Source organism: Reyranella humidisoli, assembly GCF_019039055.1.
GTDB lineage: Bacteria > Pseudomonadota > Alphaproteobacteria > Reyranellales > Reyranellaceae > Reyranella > Reyranella humidisoli.
On sequence record NZ_JAHOPB010000002.1, the window covers coordinates 774496 to 788438 of the forward strand.

A 13943-nucleotide genomic window follows, 5' to 3' on the forward strand; every position below is an offset into this window, starting at 1 on the left:
CCGTCATGGTTCGTTCACTTTTCGGCACGGACGGCGTTCGCGGCCGCGCCAATACCTCTCCGATGACCGCCGAGATGGCGATGCGCATCGGCATGGCCGCGGGACAGGTGTTCCGCCGCGGCGCCCATCGCAATCGCGCCGTCATCGGCAAGGATACGCGCCTGTCGGGCTACATGCTGGAGCAGGCGCTGACGGCCGGCTTCCTGTCGGTGGGCGTCGATGTCTTTCTCCTGGGGCCGATCCCGACGCCTGCCGTGGGCTTCCTGACCAGATCGATGCGCGCCGATGTGGGCGTGATGATCTCGGCTTCGCACAATCCTTACGAGGACAACGGCATCAAGCTGTTCGGCCCGGACGGATTCAAGCTGTCGGATGCCGTCGAGAGCAGGATCCAGGCGCTCGTGATGTCGCCGTCGGACATGACGCTCGCGGACGCCGCCGCGATCGGGCGCGCCAAGCGGCTGGACGACGTGCAGGGCAGATACATCGAGGCCGTTAAGGCCTCGGCACCCCGCGGCCTCGATCTCAGCGACCTCAAGGTCGTCGTCGATTGCGCCAACGGTGCCGCCTACAGGGTTGCCCCGACCGTTCTGTCTGAACTCGGCGCGGAGGTGATTCGGGTCGGCGTGTCGCCGGACGGTTTCAACATCAACGGCAACTGCGGCTCGACGCATCCCGGCGTGCTGCAGGAGCAGGTCGTCGCGCACCATGCCCATATCGGCATCGGTCTCGACGGCGATGCCGACCGCGTCATCATGGTCGCCGAAAATGGCCAGGTGATCGACGGCGACCAGCTCATGGCGACCATTGCCGACCTGTGGATGCAGAGCGGCCGCCTGTCGGGGGGCGGAATCGTCGCCACGGTCATGTCGAACCTCGGCCTCGAACGCTATCTCGACGCGCGTAAGCTCCGGCTCGTACGCACCCAGGTCGGCGACCGCTACGTTCTCGAGCGCATGCGGGCCGACGGCTACAATCTCGGCGGCGAGCAGTCCGGTCACATCATCATGACCGACCATGCAACCACCGGCGACGGCCTGATGGCGGCGCTTCAGGCGCTGGCCGCGTTGATCCAGACGGGCCGGCCGGCCAGCGAGCTCTTCCGTGCCTTCGAACCGGTGCCGCAGCTTTTGAAGAACGTACGGGTATCCGACGCGACCGCGGCACTCGACGCGGCGTCCGTAATCAAGGCAATCGCCTCGGCCGAAGCCAGACTGGGCACGGGCGGCCGGATCCTGGTGCGCAAGTCGGGCACGGAACCGCTGATCCGCGTCATGGCCGAAGGCGACGATTCCGACCTGGTTCGAAGCGTCGTCGACCAGATCATCGAAGCGCTTCCCCGGCAGGCCGCATGAAAGGCCGCGTGCTGATCGTCGCCGGATCGGATTCCGGCGGCGGAGCGGGAATCCAGGCCGATATCAAGGCGGTTACCGCCATGAACGGCTTTGCCGCCACCGCGATCACGGCGCTGACGGCGCAGAACACCGAAGGCGTGCACGGCGTCATCGGCATAGAGCCGGCATTCATCGCCCAGCAGATCGAGGTGGTGCTCACCGACATCGGCGCCGATGCGCTCAAGACGGGGATGTTGCACAGCGCCGCTGTGATCGAGGTCGTGGCGGCCGGGATCGCAAGACACGCGGCCGGCACGCCGCTGGTGGTCGATCCGGTGATGGTCGCCAAGGGAGGGCACCGGCTGCTGCTGAGCGAAGCGGAAGCCGCGCTGCGCGACACGCTGCTGCCGATGGCAGCCCTGATCACGCCGAACCTGCCCGAGGCGGAGGTCCTCGTCGGCTTTCCCGTGCGGGTCGAGGCCGACATGAAGCGCGCGGCGGAGCGGCTGGCAATGCTGGGCGCCGGCGCGGTGCTGATGAAGGGCGGCCATCTCGAAGGCGATCGCGTCGTCGACCTGCTGTTCCACGAGGGGCGGTTCGACCGTTTCGAGGATGCCCGCATCCAGAGCCGGAGCACGCACGGGACCGGCTGTACTCTTGCATCGGCGATTGCGGCCGGGCTCGCCCAGAAGATGACGCTCCGCGATGCCGTGGCACGCGCGCGCGACTATGTCCGCAGGGCCATCGAGACCGCGCCCGGCTTCGGACGCGGGCACGGTCCGCTGAATCACGCGGTGACGGTCAGATAAGCCCGGCGCCCTCGGCGACCGGGAGCCGGCCCGTCCATTTGCCGGCTTCGCTCATGACGATGAAGTTCCAGAGCTCGCGGTTGAAAGCGTCCGGCTCCTCGATGTTCACCGTGTGGCCGGTCTTGGCGAACATTGCCAGCCCCGCATTGGGCAGGACGCGCTTCAGGTAGAGGCTCGGCTGCAGGCAGGGATCGTCCTCGTCACCGCAGATGATCAGGGTCGGGACGTCGAGCGCTTTCCATTCCTCCTCGAAATCGTAGAGCGACGGCCGCTTGCCCTGGTAATTCTCCATCGTGTTGGCGGCTCCGAGATCGGGATGTTCGGAGAGATGCTTCGTGAACTCGGCGAAGCCGCGCGGGTCCTTCAGCTTGAAGCGCGAGCGCGTGGGGTTGGTCGTCAGGCTCTCGGCATACTTCGCCATGCCGTCCTTGCGGATCAGCCCGGCGGTCGTCACGGCGTCCTTCTTGAACTGCTCATGTCCCTCGCGGCCGGCGCCGGAACCGACGCCCGCGAGCGTGAGCGACAAGGCGCGGTCGGCATGGCAGCGCCCGAAGTGCGCGGTCGCGAAAGCGCCCTGCGACAGGCCCACGATATGCGCCTTGGGGATCTTCAGGTGGTCGAGCATGTTCTTCGCATCGTCGACCGCATGCTGCTGGCCGTACATGTCGGCGGCCAGCGGCACGTCCGAGCCGGGATAGCCGCGGAACGAGTAGGTGATGCAGCGATGGCGGCGCGAGAAGAACCGCACCTGCGGCTCCCAGCTTCGCCAGTCACCGCAATACTCATGGACGAACAGGATCGGCGTCCCGGTACCCGCTTCCTCATAGTAGAGCTTCACCCCGTCGGGCGTGTTGGCGTGCGGCATGGTGCGGCTCCTCTTCGCATCGTTGATGGCGGCGGCGGACAGGCTAGCATTGCGGCCATGGCAAAGCATCGCATCTACACGATAGTCTTCGCGAAGGTTACGCTGCCCTGGTCGCGAAAGCGGAGCGGAAGGGCCGCCGTCTTCTGCCGCGTCGTCGCGACACGGGCCGCGAGGACTCCCTTCTTGGTGGTGAGGGGCCGCCGCGATCGACGTTCACGGAATTGCGGATTGAGCTGTCGAACGGCATCGAACAAAGTGAGGTCGCCCAGGGCGTATCCCCGTCAGGTGCCAACGTGACCGACACACTGGAAAGTAGATGATGTGCTTGAGATGGCTGCATTCAGTCGCCCGGCGGGCCATCGCCATCGTCGTCGCCGTGCTCGCGTCCATGCCAGACGGTCGGGCCGCGGACTATCCGGGCGCCATAGCGGATCTGCGTGTTGCTCGTGGCACCGGCACGATTGCCGACGCGTGGCTGGCAGACGCGACCACGCGGTATAGGCACTTCGTGCTCGGCTCCCCTTACGAAGCGGCCAGCCTGATGGTGCGCCTGCGCGACGGCAAACTTCTACGACTGACGCTGCCAGACGATTCGGTATTCGAGGATCGGCAGCCCCGTCTTGCCGATCTCGATGGCGACGGGATCGATGAAATTGTGCTCGTTCGCTCCTACCTCAATCGCGGTGCCGCTCTTGCAGTCATTGCCGTCCGAGACGGAGCGTTGTCGATTGTCGCCGAGACGCCACCGACGGGCTCGCCCAATACGTGGTTGAACCCGGCGGGAATCGCCGACTTCGACGGCGATGGAATGGTCGACATAGCTTATGTGCAAATGCCACATGTGCTCGGTTTGCTGCGGATCTGGACTTTGCGCTCGGGCCGGCTGATCGAGATCGCGAGCATGCCGGACACATCCAATCATGTGATCGGATCGCCGCACCTCGGACTGTCAGCTGTCGCGGACTTCGATGGCGACGGTGTCGCCGATCTGGCGGTTCCGACGAAAGACCGTAAATACCTGCGCTTCCTGTCGTTCAAGGGTCACGCCCGCGAGCTTGGCCGCAAGCCACTTGGATCGACAGCACTGTCCGACTTCAAGCTGAGGCACGTGTCGGGCGTGCCCTTTGTCGACGTCGGGCCAGCCGGCGGCAGTGCCGGGCTTATGGGGCTGCGGTAAATTTATCGCACCTGCAGCGCCGCCATCGGACTTTCGTATTCGGGCTGCTGCCCGCCGACGGCGCTCACGATCGCGCCGCAGTCTCCAGCGCGCCCCATCAAGGCCCAGCCGGTCGCCGTCGAGACGTTCGTTGCCAAGGCACCCAGGCCTCATCGGTCACGCACCCGCACCGACGGGGGCAAGGCGGTGGAGAAGATTCCGCGCTCGGAGCGACGTGCAGCGTCCTGCCTACACGCCGAAGCGCTCCAGCCGCTCCAGCACGGTCGGGATCTTGTCGTCGGTGACGTTGGCGAAGGCGAGGCGGATGAAGCGCTCCTGGCCCGCGCCGAACATGTCGCCGGGGATGGTGAGCAGGTTCTCCTCGTCGGCCATGCGCTTGGAGATTTCGGTCGACGGCGTCCCGACGAACGGATGCTCCACATAGGCGAAGTAGGCGCCGATGCTGACGAGGCGCCAGCGATTGGAGCGCTCGAGGCCCTGGCCCAGCATGTCGGCGCGCGCCTTGAGGCCCGCCGTGTTGTTCCGGGCCCACGGCAGGAGGTGACGCAGTCCGTAGAGCGCGCCTTCCTGTGCGAGGCGCGGGGGACAGATCGAGACGCAGTCCATGGCCTTCTCGATCTCGGCCATCAGTCCGGTTCCCGCAGTGACGGCGCCGACGCGATAGCCCGTCAGCGCAAAGACCTTCGAGAAGCTGTAGAGGTGCACGAGCGTGTCGCGCCAGTCGGACCGGCTGAAAAGATCGTGCGGCCGCGTGCCCTCGGGCAGGAAATCCTTGTAGGTCTCGTCGAGCAGCAGGGCGATGCCGTGCTTCTTCGCGAGTTCGTAGAAGGCGTGGATCGTCTCCGGTGGATAGACCGCGCCGGTCGGATTGTTGGGCGAGATCAGGATGATCGCTCGGGTCCGCGGCCCGATCAGTTTTTCGGCGTCTTCCGCGTTCGGCACCGCGCCGGAACCCGGCCGGAAGTCGAGCGAGACCGGCTCGACACCCTGCATCCGCATCCACATGTCGTGATTGAAGTAGTGGGGCCTTGGCAGGATCACCTGATCGCCCGCCTTGGCGATGCTCATCAGGGCCAGGCAGAAGGCCTGGTTGCACCCCGACGTGATGCCCACCTCGGCGGGCGTGATCGGCGCGCCGTAGAAGTCCGTGAGATGGTTCGCGTAGGTCTCGCGCAGCACCGGCGTGCCGAGGATCGGCGTGTAGCCATGCATGGTCGGATCCAGCAGCAGTTCGCCGAGATGCCGGCGCAGTTCGAGGGCCGGCGGGTATCCCGGCACCGCTTGGCTGAGGTCGATCAGCGGCCGCTCGGGCGGGAAGGTGCGTCCCAGCACCCAGCGCTTGGTTTCGCCGATGGGGGAGGGAGCGACGGCAGCGAGCCACGGATTGACGATCGGAGCGGTATTCATGAGCAGGCGTACGACTCTTTTCGGAAGGCTGACGAACGAATTTCACAGTCTAATTTCGCAAGAGCCTCGAGGCCGCTCTGGCGAAGTGTGGCGGAGCATCCAAGTCTCTCTGCAACCTGTCAAATTGCGTTCGAAGCCGAATCCCATGTCAAAATGCATTGCTTGCCCGGTGTCTTGTGCATAGCATCGCCGCAAGGCTCCGTTTGAGAGCCAGTGCCCCAAGCGTCAGCGCGGGCTGGGATCAATCTGCCGGTCGAAATCGGCTCTGAGGAGGAAACATGGTCTCGATGAAGGTCAATCGTCGTCGATTCGTCGCCGGCACCGCTGCGGCGTCCGCGGCTCTCGTGGCGGCGCCGTTCGTGCGGAGCGCGAATGCCGCCGGCAAGCTCTCCGTAGGCTTCTGGGATCACTGGGTGCCGGGCGCCAACAAGGCGACCGAGGCTCTCGTGAAGGAATGGGCCGAGAAGAACAAGGTTGAAGTCTCGATGGACTTCATCACGTCGCAGGGCAACAAGTTGCTCCTCACCACGGCCGCGGAATCGCAGGCCAAGTCGGGCCACGACGTTCTCGCCTTCTCGACCTGGCTGCCGGCGCGCTATGCCGACCAGCTCGTCCCGATGAACGACGTCATGGAGCCGCTCATCAAGGAGAACGGCAAGGTCAATGATACCGTTGAATACCTCGGCAAGCTGAACGGCAAATGGCTCGCCGTGCCGGCCACGGTCGGCAGCCAGATCAAGGGCCCGTGCTCACGAATCGATCTCCTGAAGAAGCATGCCGGCATAGACATCCAGGCGATGTACCCGGTCGGACAGGCGCCCAAGGCGGACGCTTGGAATCTCGACAACTTCGTAAAGGCGGCAGAGGCCTGCCAGAAGGGCGGTAACCCGTTCGGCATCGGGCTTGGCACCACTTCGGACAGTGTCGACAGCGCCGGCGCCCTGTTCCATGCCTTTGGCGCCCAGCTCGTGAACGCCAAGGGCGACATCGTCGTGAAGAACGACCAGGTCCGCCAGGTGCTCGATTACTACAAGAAGCTGATGCAGTTCCTGCCGGCGGACGTGCCGTCGTGGGACGACGCCTCGAACAACAAGTTCCTGGTGTCGGGCCAGGGCTCGCTGATCATGAACCCGCCCAGCGCCTGGGCTGTCGCAAAGCGCGATGCGCCGCAGGTTGCCGAGCAGCTCTGGACGCACGGCTTCCCGGTCGGGCCGAAGGGCCGCTACGCGCCGTTCCTGCCATTTTTCTGGGGCGTCTGGAATTTCAGCAAGAACCAGTCAGCGGCCAAGAGCCTGATCACCCATCTCTCGCAGGCCAGTTCCGCCGAGAAGATGACCAACGCGTCGCAGGGCTACGATCTGCCGGCGTTCGAGAAGCTCACCACCTTCAAGGTGTGGGCGGAAGAGTCGCCGCCCAAGGGCACGCTCTACCACTACCCGAATCCGCACAACCACCAGACCCTCTCGATCGCCGCGGCGCCCGCGCCGCACAAGATCGCCGAGCAGATCTACACCCAGGCCATCATGACCCAGATGGTCGTGCGCTACGCCAAGGGCGAGGCCATGGACAAGACGCTCGACTGGGCGGCCAAGGAGCTCGAGGGCTTCAGCCGCAACTGATGCGAAGCTGCCCGCCGGTCCTCAACAGGGGATCGGTGGGCGGCTCCGGGATCGGCCTCGGAATCGGTCTGCAGGACCGGTTCGGGACGGGTGTGCGGGCGGTCCTGCCCTGGGCGGGACAGCTCGCCGCTTCCGTCGCGGCGGTACGGTCCAGACTGTTCTCGTAGCCTGTTCAACCTGGCGTTCCCGCATGGCCCGACAGGGCCTGGAGTACCCGATGGCAGACATCGCCGCCCGAAATCCGGCCGGGCATCCGTCACAGCAGCGCAGCAGCCTGCACAAGCTCATGCAGCGCAAGTCGACCATCGCCTTCCTGATGGCGTTGCCGCTGATCCTCCTGATCACGATCCTGGTCGCCTATCCGGCGGGCTACGCGGTCTACCTCGCGACGCTCAACAAGGGCATGACCCGCTTCGTCGGCTTCGGGAACTTCGAGTTCCTGTTCGGCCGCGACACGTTCTGGCTGGTCGTCTACCAGTCCTGCCTGTTCGCCATCACGGCAGTGATCTTCAAGGCGATCATCGGCTTCGTGGTCGCCCACTTCGTCCACAACATTCCCGCGAAGGGCCAGCGCAAGTGGCGCGGCATGCTGCTGGTGCCGTGGGTCATTCCGCCGGCCATGAGCACGCTCGCCTGGCTGTGGCTGTTCGATCCGTCCTACAGCGCCCTCAACTGGCTCCTCGAGGGAGTAGGCATCGAGGGCATTCCCTGGACTGGCGAGGCCGGCTGGGCGCGCTTCTCGGTCATTCTGGTCAATGTGTGGATCGGTTCTCCGTTCTTCATGATCATGTACCTCGCGGCACTGAAGTCGGTACCCGAGCAGCTCTACGAGGCGGCCTCGATCGACGGCGCTACCTGGTGGCAGAGAATCTGGTACGTGACCCTGCCGATGATGCGCAACATCATCGCGATCACCGCGCTGTTCTCGCTGATCGTGACCTTCGCGAACTTCGACATCGTGCGCGTGCTGACGGCGGGTGGTCCGCTCAACAGCACCCACATCTTCGGGACCTGGGCGTTCCGCGTCGGCATCGAGGGCGGAGACATCCCGCTCGGCGCCGCCGTGTCGCTGTTCATGGTGCCGATCCTGGCCGTCGCCGCGACCTTCATCCTGCGCGACATCACCAAGCGTGGGAGTGAAGTCTGATGGCCAACACTGCAGTCGCGGCCGGAGCGTCGACCCGGCCCAACTACGGCAGCATGAGCCGCGATCGGACCTGGGCGTTGCGCTGGTCCTATTTCTTTCTCGTGCTGTTCGCCATCTTCTTCCTGATGCCGCCGATCTACATGCTGATCACCTCGCTGAAGACCAGCGCGGAGATTTCGGCCGCGAAGAACCCGTGGTTCATCGGCAATCCGACCCTGCAGAACTACATAGATCTGCTCTCGCAGAATCAGTTCCTGGTGTTCTTCCGGAACTCGGCGATCGTGTCGATCTGCGTGGTCATCCTGACCATGCTGATCAGCGTGATCGCTGCCTTCGCGCTGGCCCGCATGAAGTTCTGGGGATCGGCAACGTTGGCGACCGGTGTGTTCCTCACCTACCTGATCCCGGAAACGCTGCTGTTCATCCCGCTGTTCAAGATGTTCGCCTGGGTGAACGAAGTGTTCGGCGTGCAGCTGATGAATCACTGGTGGACGATGATCATCCTCTACCCGACGCTGACGGTGCCGTTCGCCACCTGGATCATGATCGGCTACTTCGCGTCGATCCCGAAGGAACTGGACGAGGCGGCACTGATCGACGGCGCCACCTGGATGCAGACGCTGACCAAGATCTTCATCCCGGTGGCGCTGCCCGGGATCATCGCGGCGACGATCTTCACCTTCACCGTGGCCTGGGCGCAGTTCCTCTACCCGCTGGCCTTCACGACCTCGACCAGCGAACTGGTGCTGCCTGTGGGCATCATCACGACGCTGATCAAGGGCGACGTTTTCAACTGGGGACAGATCATGACCGGCGCGCTGCTCGGCGCGGCCCCGCCGCTCATCATCTATGCCTTCCTCATGGATTACTACATTGCGGGTCTGACCGCGGGCGCGACAAAGGGATAGTCGACACATGGCTCAGGTAACGTTGCGTAAGGTCGTCAAGAAGTACGACGAAGTCCTCGCTGTGCGCGGCATCGACCTCGACATCAGCGACAAGGAGTTCATCGTCCTGGTCGGTCCGTCGGGCTGCGGCAAGAGCACGACGCTCCGCATGATCGCGGGACTGGAAGAGATCAGCGGCGGCGACATCGCGATCGGCGGCCATGTCGTCAACGACGTGCCGCCCAAGGACCGGGACATCGCCATGGTGTTCCAGAACTACGCGCTCTATCCGCACATGAACGTCTACGAGAACATGTCGTTCGGCCTGAAGCTGAAGAAAACGCCGAAGGACGTGATCGACCAGAGGGTCAAGCAGGCGGCGCAGATCCTCGACATCACCGAGCTGCTCGACCGCAAGCCCAAGCAGCTCTCCGGCGGCCAGCGCCAGCGCGTCGCCATGGGCCGCGCCATCGTGCGCGACCCCAAGGTGTTCCTGTTCGACGAACCCTTGTCCAATCTCGATGCGAAGCTGCGCGTGCAGATGCGCACCGAGATCAAGAAGGTGCACCAGAAGGTTCGCACCACCACGGTCTATGTGACTCACGACCAGGTCGAGGCGATGACGCTCGCCGATCGCGTGGTGGTCATGAACGGCGGCCTGATCGAGCAGGTCGGCTCACCGAACGATCTCTACCATTCGCCGGCGACCAAGTTCGTCGCGGGCTTCATCGGCTCGCCGGCGATGAACTTCATCGCCTGCCAGCTCGAGCAGGCGGCCGGCGCGCTGCGCGTCCGCCTGAACGATACGCTGTCGTTTCCCGTCCCGGCCGAACGCACCGCCCGCTACAATGCCCATGTGGGCAAGGCCAACCTGATGCTGGGCCTGCGGCCCGAGCACATCGCGGAGACCCGGCCGCACGTCGAGCCCAACCAGCACGACTTCGACATGGTCATCGACGTCGTCGAGCCGATGGGCATGGAGACTCTGGTCTACTTCACGGTGAACGGCCGGGAGATCTGCGGCCGCGTCAATCCCAACGCGGGGGCCGAGGCAGCGCGTTCCATGAAGCTGAGGGCCGATCTCAGCAACATGCACCTGATCGACGACAGCACCGGCAAGGTGCTTTAATCGCCGTTTTTCGGCGTTGAGGAGAATGTCATGGGTTCGTTGACGGGCAAGGTCGCCTGGGTGACCGGTGCTGGCTCGGGTATCGGTCAGGCGGCTGCGGTGGCGCTGGCGAAGGATGGGGCGACTGTCGTTCTCACCGGCCGCCGCCGGGCTCCCCTCGAGGAAACGGCCGCGATGATCGCCAGGGCCGGCGGCAAGACCGAGGTGAAGCCGGCGGACCTCATGAAGGCCTCGTCGGTCGAGAAGACCGTCGCGGCGATCGCCAAGAAGCATCGCCGGCTCGACATCCTGGTCAACAACGCCGGCCTCAACATCCAGAAGCGCAGCTGGAAGCAGCTGACGCCCAAGGGTGTCGACGAGGTCGTGCACGGCAACCTGTCGAGCGCGTTCTACTGCACCTCGGCGGTGCTGCCGCTGATGCGCAAGAACAAGGGCGGCGTGCTGATCCATACGTCGTCGGTCGCCGGCAAGGTGCCGAGCCTGCTGTCGGGGCCGGCCTATTCGGCGGCCAAGCACGGCGTGGTGGCGATGAGCCACACGATCAACATGGAAGAGTGCGTCAACGGCATCCGCTCCTGCGTGGTCTGCCCGGGCGAGGTGGCGACGCCGATCCTCGACAAGCGGCCGATTCCGATCACCCCGGCCGAGCGCAAGCGCATGGCGCAGTCCGAGGACGTGGGCGACCTGATCCGCTACATCGCCTGCCTGCCGCCGCACATCGTCATCAACGAGGTGATGATCAACCCGACCTGGAACCGCGGCTACGTCGCCAGCCTGCAACGCGGCAAGTCCTGACATGGGCTACGTGACGATCAAGGCGAAGGAACTCGAATCCTTCGTCGCGGACATCTTTGCCACAGCGGGATGCTCGAAAGAGGAGGGTGGCCGCATCGGTCGCTACCTCGTCAGTGCCAACCTGTCGGGCCACGACAGTCACGGCGTGGTCCGCGTGCCGCGCTATGCCTCGCAGAAGAAGACCGGCACCGTCGTTGCCGACGTGAAGGTCGACGTGCTGGTCGATACGCCGGTGATCGCCGTGGTCGACGGCAAGTACGGCTTCGGCCAGACCGTGACTCCGCAGGCGGTGCAGATCGGCATCGACAAGTGCCTCAAGAACGGTCTTTCGGCGGTGACGCTGCGCAATGCCGGCCATGTCGGCCGCGTCGGTGACTGGGCGGAGATGGCGGCTGAAGCGGGCCTCGTGTCGGTCCATTTCGTCAACGCTTCGGGCAGCGTCCTCGTGGCACCCTATGGCGGCGTCGAGCGTCGCTTTTCCACCGCGCCCTATTGCGTCGGCGTCCCGCGGCCCGGCGAGGACCCGCTGGTCCTCGACTTCGCCACCTCGATCGTGGCCGAGGGCAAGGTCCTGGTGACGAGCCAGGGCGGCAAGAAGCTGCCGGAGGGAGCGTTGATCGGTCCGGACGGCAAGCCCAGCGCCGATCCGCACCTGCTCTACGGCGACTACACGCCCACGGGCCCGCGCGACCACAGCAAGGGAACCGGCGCCATCCGCGCCTTCGGCGACCACAAGGGCTCGGGCCTCGCCTTCATGTGCGAGATCCTGGGCGGCTCGCTGTCGGGCACGGGCGCGACGGACCCGAAGCGCGGGCGCTTCGCCAACGGCATGCTGTCCTTCTACGTCGATCCCAAGGTGTTCGACGCCGAGGGCTTCTTCCCTGGTGATATCGCCAAGTACGTCTCGTTCGTGAAGGGCTCGAAGCCCGCGACGCCGGGAGTAGAGATCCTGGTGCCGGGCGAGCAGGAATCGCGCACCCGCGCCCAGCGTCTCGCCGAAGGCGTGCCGCTGCCGGACGATACCTGGGCCGCCATCGTGGAGACCGCGCGCTCGGTCGGGATCGACGAGCGGCGCATCCAGCAGGCCACGATGTAGGGCGTCAGCGGCCGGCGGCGCGTCGCAGCCGGTTCACGGACCCGGCGACCGGATCGACAGCGACCGGCGTCGCGACATAGTCGGTGCGCAGCATGCGTTGCAGCGCACCGAGGCGGGCGGCGTCGGCGACCATGCCGGTTTCGGTCCGCAATTGAGCCTCGGGAATGTCCCACAGGCGCACCACCATCACCTCGTAGCCAAGCTCCAGCGCCCGGTCGATCTCGCGCCGCAGCGCCTCGACATGCCGTTCCGTGCTCCAGTCGGGATGGCGCAGCACGTTGCCGGTGAAGCCGATCCACTTGAACTTCGGCCGTGCCTGGGGCGCCGGCCCCAGCTCGGAAACGCCGGGCTCGGCCGTGCCCCAGTGCAGCGAGGCATAGACCATCGTCCAGTCGAAATCGTGGAGCAGGAACACGGTGCGGGCCGGCTCGCCCTGCTGTTCCAGCCGCTCGATGGCCTGCCGCCACTTGCTGTCGAGCCCGCGCAGCGGCGCGATGCTCCAGACATTGTAGGCAAACAGGGCCACGGTCACGGCGGCCATCGCGGGGAGACCCCGCGCCGGCCAGCGCCGCCCGATCGCCACCAGGGTCAGCGCCCAGGCGGGTGTGACCCAGGCCATGACGTTGATCTGCATCTGCGGATCCTGCGGCTGGGAATAGAGGTTGAACACTTCGCCCGCGAGGAAGGTGACGCCGAACACCGCGACGAGCGCGCGTGCCCGTCCGTCGTTGCGGGCGCGCCACAGGATCGAGCCGGAGACGCAGCCCATGCCGATCAGCCAGAACGTCGAGGCGAAGCGCCAGATGTCCCAGCCGGGGAGGCCGTCGAACGTCGTGATACCGGTGCCCAGGAGGTAGGCCACGATGCCGTCCCACAGATAGCCGACCTTGGGCCAGGTGAAGCCCGCCCAGACGGAACGCACCGCCTTGCCGGTCCAGATGAGATCGAACGGGCCGACGGCGCCCTCGTGCCCGCGCCAGGCCAGCGAGACGAGCGTGGCGACCGCGACCATGGTGGCGAGGAAGAGCGCGATCCAGGCGAAGCGCAGCGTCCGGCGCTGCTCGCACAGCCAGAGCGCGGCCAGCATCGCGGGGAGGGTGGGAAACATCAGCCGCCATTCGAACAGCCAGCCGATGGAAAAGAGGACCGAAACGGCAATCACGCGCGCTGCCGTCGGCCGCGCCAGCCACACGGCGCCCAGCGCCATCGCCGCGAACATCACCGTATAGCTCGGCATGATGTCCTCGTTGACGATCGCGAGGAACATCACGTGGCTGGTCGCAAGGTGAAATGCGCCGGTCAGCAGGGCGATGGAGCGGTTGCCGGTGATGGCGCGGGCCAGCAGATAGGCGACGCCCACCGACAGGCTGGCGCTCAGTGCATTCAGGATTGTGAGCTGCCGGCGCGGATCGCCGGCAAAGATGCCCAGCAGGTCGAGCAGGCGGCAGAGCGCGCCATAGACCGGATAGAAGAGATAGTTCGAGGCGTAGAGCGGCGCGTTCGCCGGATCGACGACCCACGGCTTCAGTTCGAGGCTCTTGAAGACGCCGTTGCCCGTCAGCCCACCCTGCGCATTGTCGAACCACAGGATGATGGCGATCAGGATGGCGCTGCCGCCGATCACGAGCAAAGCGAGATCGGCCACTCGCCCTCGGGGGCGAGTGGGGGAAGGCATCCG

General features: G+C 65.5%; 13 protein-coding genes. 9 read left to right on the forward strand and 4 right to left on the reverse strand.

The window, feature by feature from the left end:
• Positions 1–5: 5 nt before the first annotated feature.
• Both glmM and thiD read left to right on the forward strand, forming a co-directional pair.
• Positions 6–1355, forward strand: coding sequence for a phosphoglucosamine mutase (gene glmM / locus KQ910_RS22125; RefSeq protein ID WP_216965322.1), 1350 nt, complete (start codon positions 6–8; stop codon positions 1353–1355).
• On the forward strand, positions 1352–2143 hold the full coding sequence (gene thiD, locus KQ910_RS22130; protein WP_216965323.1) for a bifunctional hydroxymethylpyrimidine kinase/phosphomethylpyrimidine kinase: 792 nt from the start codon (positions 1352–1354) through the stop codon (positions 2141–2143). Before glmM ends, thiD begins: the two co-directional genes overlap by 4 nt.
• Here thiD and KQ910_RS22135 read toward each other — a convergent pair.
• Entirely contained in the window at positions 2136–3008 is an 873-nt protein-coding gene (locus KQ910_RS22135) for an alpha/beta fold hydrolase (RefSeq protein WP_216965325.1), read from the reverse strand. The two genes, thiD and KQ910_RS22135, sit on opposite strands and share 8 nt — an antisense overlap.
• Positions 3009–3333: 325 nt before the next feature.
• Between KQ910_RS22135 and KQ910_RS22140 the strand changes: the two genes are divergently transcribed.
• Positions 3334–4185 (forward strand): FG-GAP repeat domain-containing protein, encoded by an 852-nt coding sequence (locus KQ910_RS22140; protein WP_216965327.1) that lies wholly within the window; start codon positions 3334–3336, stop codon positions 4183–4185.
• Positions 4186–4187: 2 nt separating this feature from the next.
• Here the strand turns inward: KQ910_RS22140 and KQ910_RS27035 are convergent, their stop codons facing one another.
• Together KQ910_RS27035 and KQ910_RS22145 are read right to left on the reverse strand one after the other, a co-directional pair.
• Complete coding sequence (locus KQ910_RS27035; protein ID WP_255560300.1) at positions 4188–4322, reverse strand: hypothetical protein; 135 nt, start codon at positions 4320–4322, stop codon at positions 4188–4190.
• Between the two features lie 91 nt (positions 4323–4413).
• Entirely contained in the window at positions 4414–5592 is a 1179-nt protein-coding gene (locus KQ910_RS22145) for an aminotransferase (protein ID WP_216965329.1), read from the reverse strand.
• 278 nt (positions 5593–5870) lie between these two features.
• Here KQ910_RS22145 and KQ910_RS22150 point away from each other — a divergent pair, with 278 nt between their 5' ends.
• The 6 genes from KQ910_RS22150 to KQ910_RS22175 all read left to right on the forward strand — a co-directional run bounded on the left by KQ910_RS22150 (position 5871) and on the right by KQ910_RS22175 (position 12265).
• A complete protein-coding gene (locus KQ910_RS22150; RefSeq protein WP_216965331.1) occupies positions 5871–7211 on the forward strand; it encodes an ABC transporter substrate-binding protein in 1341 nt (446 codons plus the stop codon).
• A gap of 217 nt (positions 7212–7428) precedes the next feature.
• Positions 7429–8358 (forward strand): carbohydrate ABC transporter permease, encoded by a 930-nt coding sequence (locus tag KQ910_RS22155; RefSeq protein ID WP_216965333.1) that lies wholly within the window; start codon positions 7429–7431, stop codon positions 8356–8358.
• Positions 8358–9266 carry a carbohydrate ABC transporter permease gene (locus KQ910_RS22160; protein WP_216965335.1) on the forward strand — a complete coding sequence of 303 codons (909 nt, stop codon included), beginning with the start codon at positions 8358–8360 and terminating at the stop codon, positions 9264–9266. Before KQ910_RS22155 ends, KQ910_RS22160 begins: the two co-directional genes overlap by 1 nt.
• 7 nt (positions 9267–9273) lie before the next feature.
• On the forward strand, positions 9274–10374 hold the full coding sequence (locus KQ910_RS22165; RefSeq protein ID WP_216965337.1) for an ABC transporter ATP-binding protein: 1101 nt from the start codon (positions 9274–9276) through the stop codon (positions 10372–10374).
• 30 nt (positions 10375–10404) lie between these two features.
• A complete protein-coding gene (locus KQ910_RS22170; protein ID WP_216965339.1) occupies positions 10405–11169 on the forward strand; it encodes an SDR family oxidoreductase in 765 nt (254 codons plus the stop codon).
• Between the two features lies 1 nt (position 11170).
• Positions 11171–12265, forward strand: a complete 1095-nt coding sequence (locus tag KQ910_RS22175; RefSeq protein ID WP_216965341.1) for a malate/lactate/ureidoglycolate dehydrogenase — start codon at positions 11171–11173, stop codon at positions 12263–12265.
• Positions 12266–12269: 4 nt separating this feature from the next.
• Here the strand turns inward: KQ910_RS22175 and KQ910_RS22180 are convergent, their stop codons facing one another.
• Positions 12270–13910 (reverse strand): glycosyltransferase family protein, encoded by a 1641-nt coding sequence (locus tag KQ910_RS22180; protein WP_216965343.1) that lies wholly within the window; start codon positions 13908–13910, stop codon positions 12270–12272.
• Positions 13911–13943 lie beyond the last annotated feature (33 nt).

Bases quoted from the DNA above. Each gene is read 5' to 3' on its own strand.
- glmM (WP_216965322.1), top strand. From the start codon at position 6: ATGGTTCGTTCACTTTTCGGCACGGACGGCGTTCGCGGCCGCGCCAAT.
- thiD (WP_216965323.1), top strand. From the start codon at position 1,352: ATGAAAGGCCGCGTGCTGATCGTCGCCGGATCGGATTCCGGCGGCGGA.
- KQ910_RS22135 (WP_216965325.1), bottom strand. From the start codon at position 3,008: ATGCCGCACGCCAACACGCCCGACGGGGTGAAGCTCTACTATGAGGAA.
- KQ910_RS22145 (WP_216965329.1), bottom strand. From the start codon at position 5,592: ATGAATACCGCTCCGATCGTCAATCCGTGGCTCGCTGCCGTCGCTCCC.
- KQ910_RS22150 (WP_216965331.1), top strand. From the start codon at position 5,871: ATGGTCTCGATGAAGGTCAATCGTCGTCGATTCGTCGCCGGCACCGCT.
- KQ910_RS22155 (WP_216965333.1), top strand. From the start codon at position 7,429: ATGGCAGACATCGCCGCCCGAAATCCGGCCGGGCATCCGTCACAGCAG.
- KQ910_RS22160 (WP_216965335.1), top strand. From the start codon at position 8,358: ATGGCCAACACTGCAGTCGCGGCCGGAGCGTCGACCCGGCCCAACTAC.
- KQ910_RS22165 (WP_216965337.1), top strand. From the start codon at position 9,274: ATGGCTCAGGTAACGTTGCGTAAGGTCGTCAAGAAGTACGACGAAGTC.
- KQ910_RS22170 (WP_216965339.1), top strand. From the start codon at position 10,405: ATGGGTTCGTTGACGGGCAAGGTCGCCTGGGTGACCGGTGCTGGCTCG.
- KQ910_RS22175 (WP_216965341.1), top strand. From the start codon at position 11,171: ATGGGCTACGTGACGATCAAGGCGAAGGAACTCGAATCCTTCGTCGCG.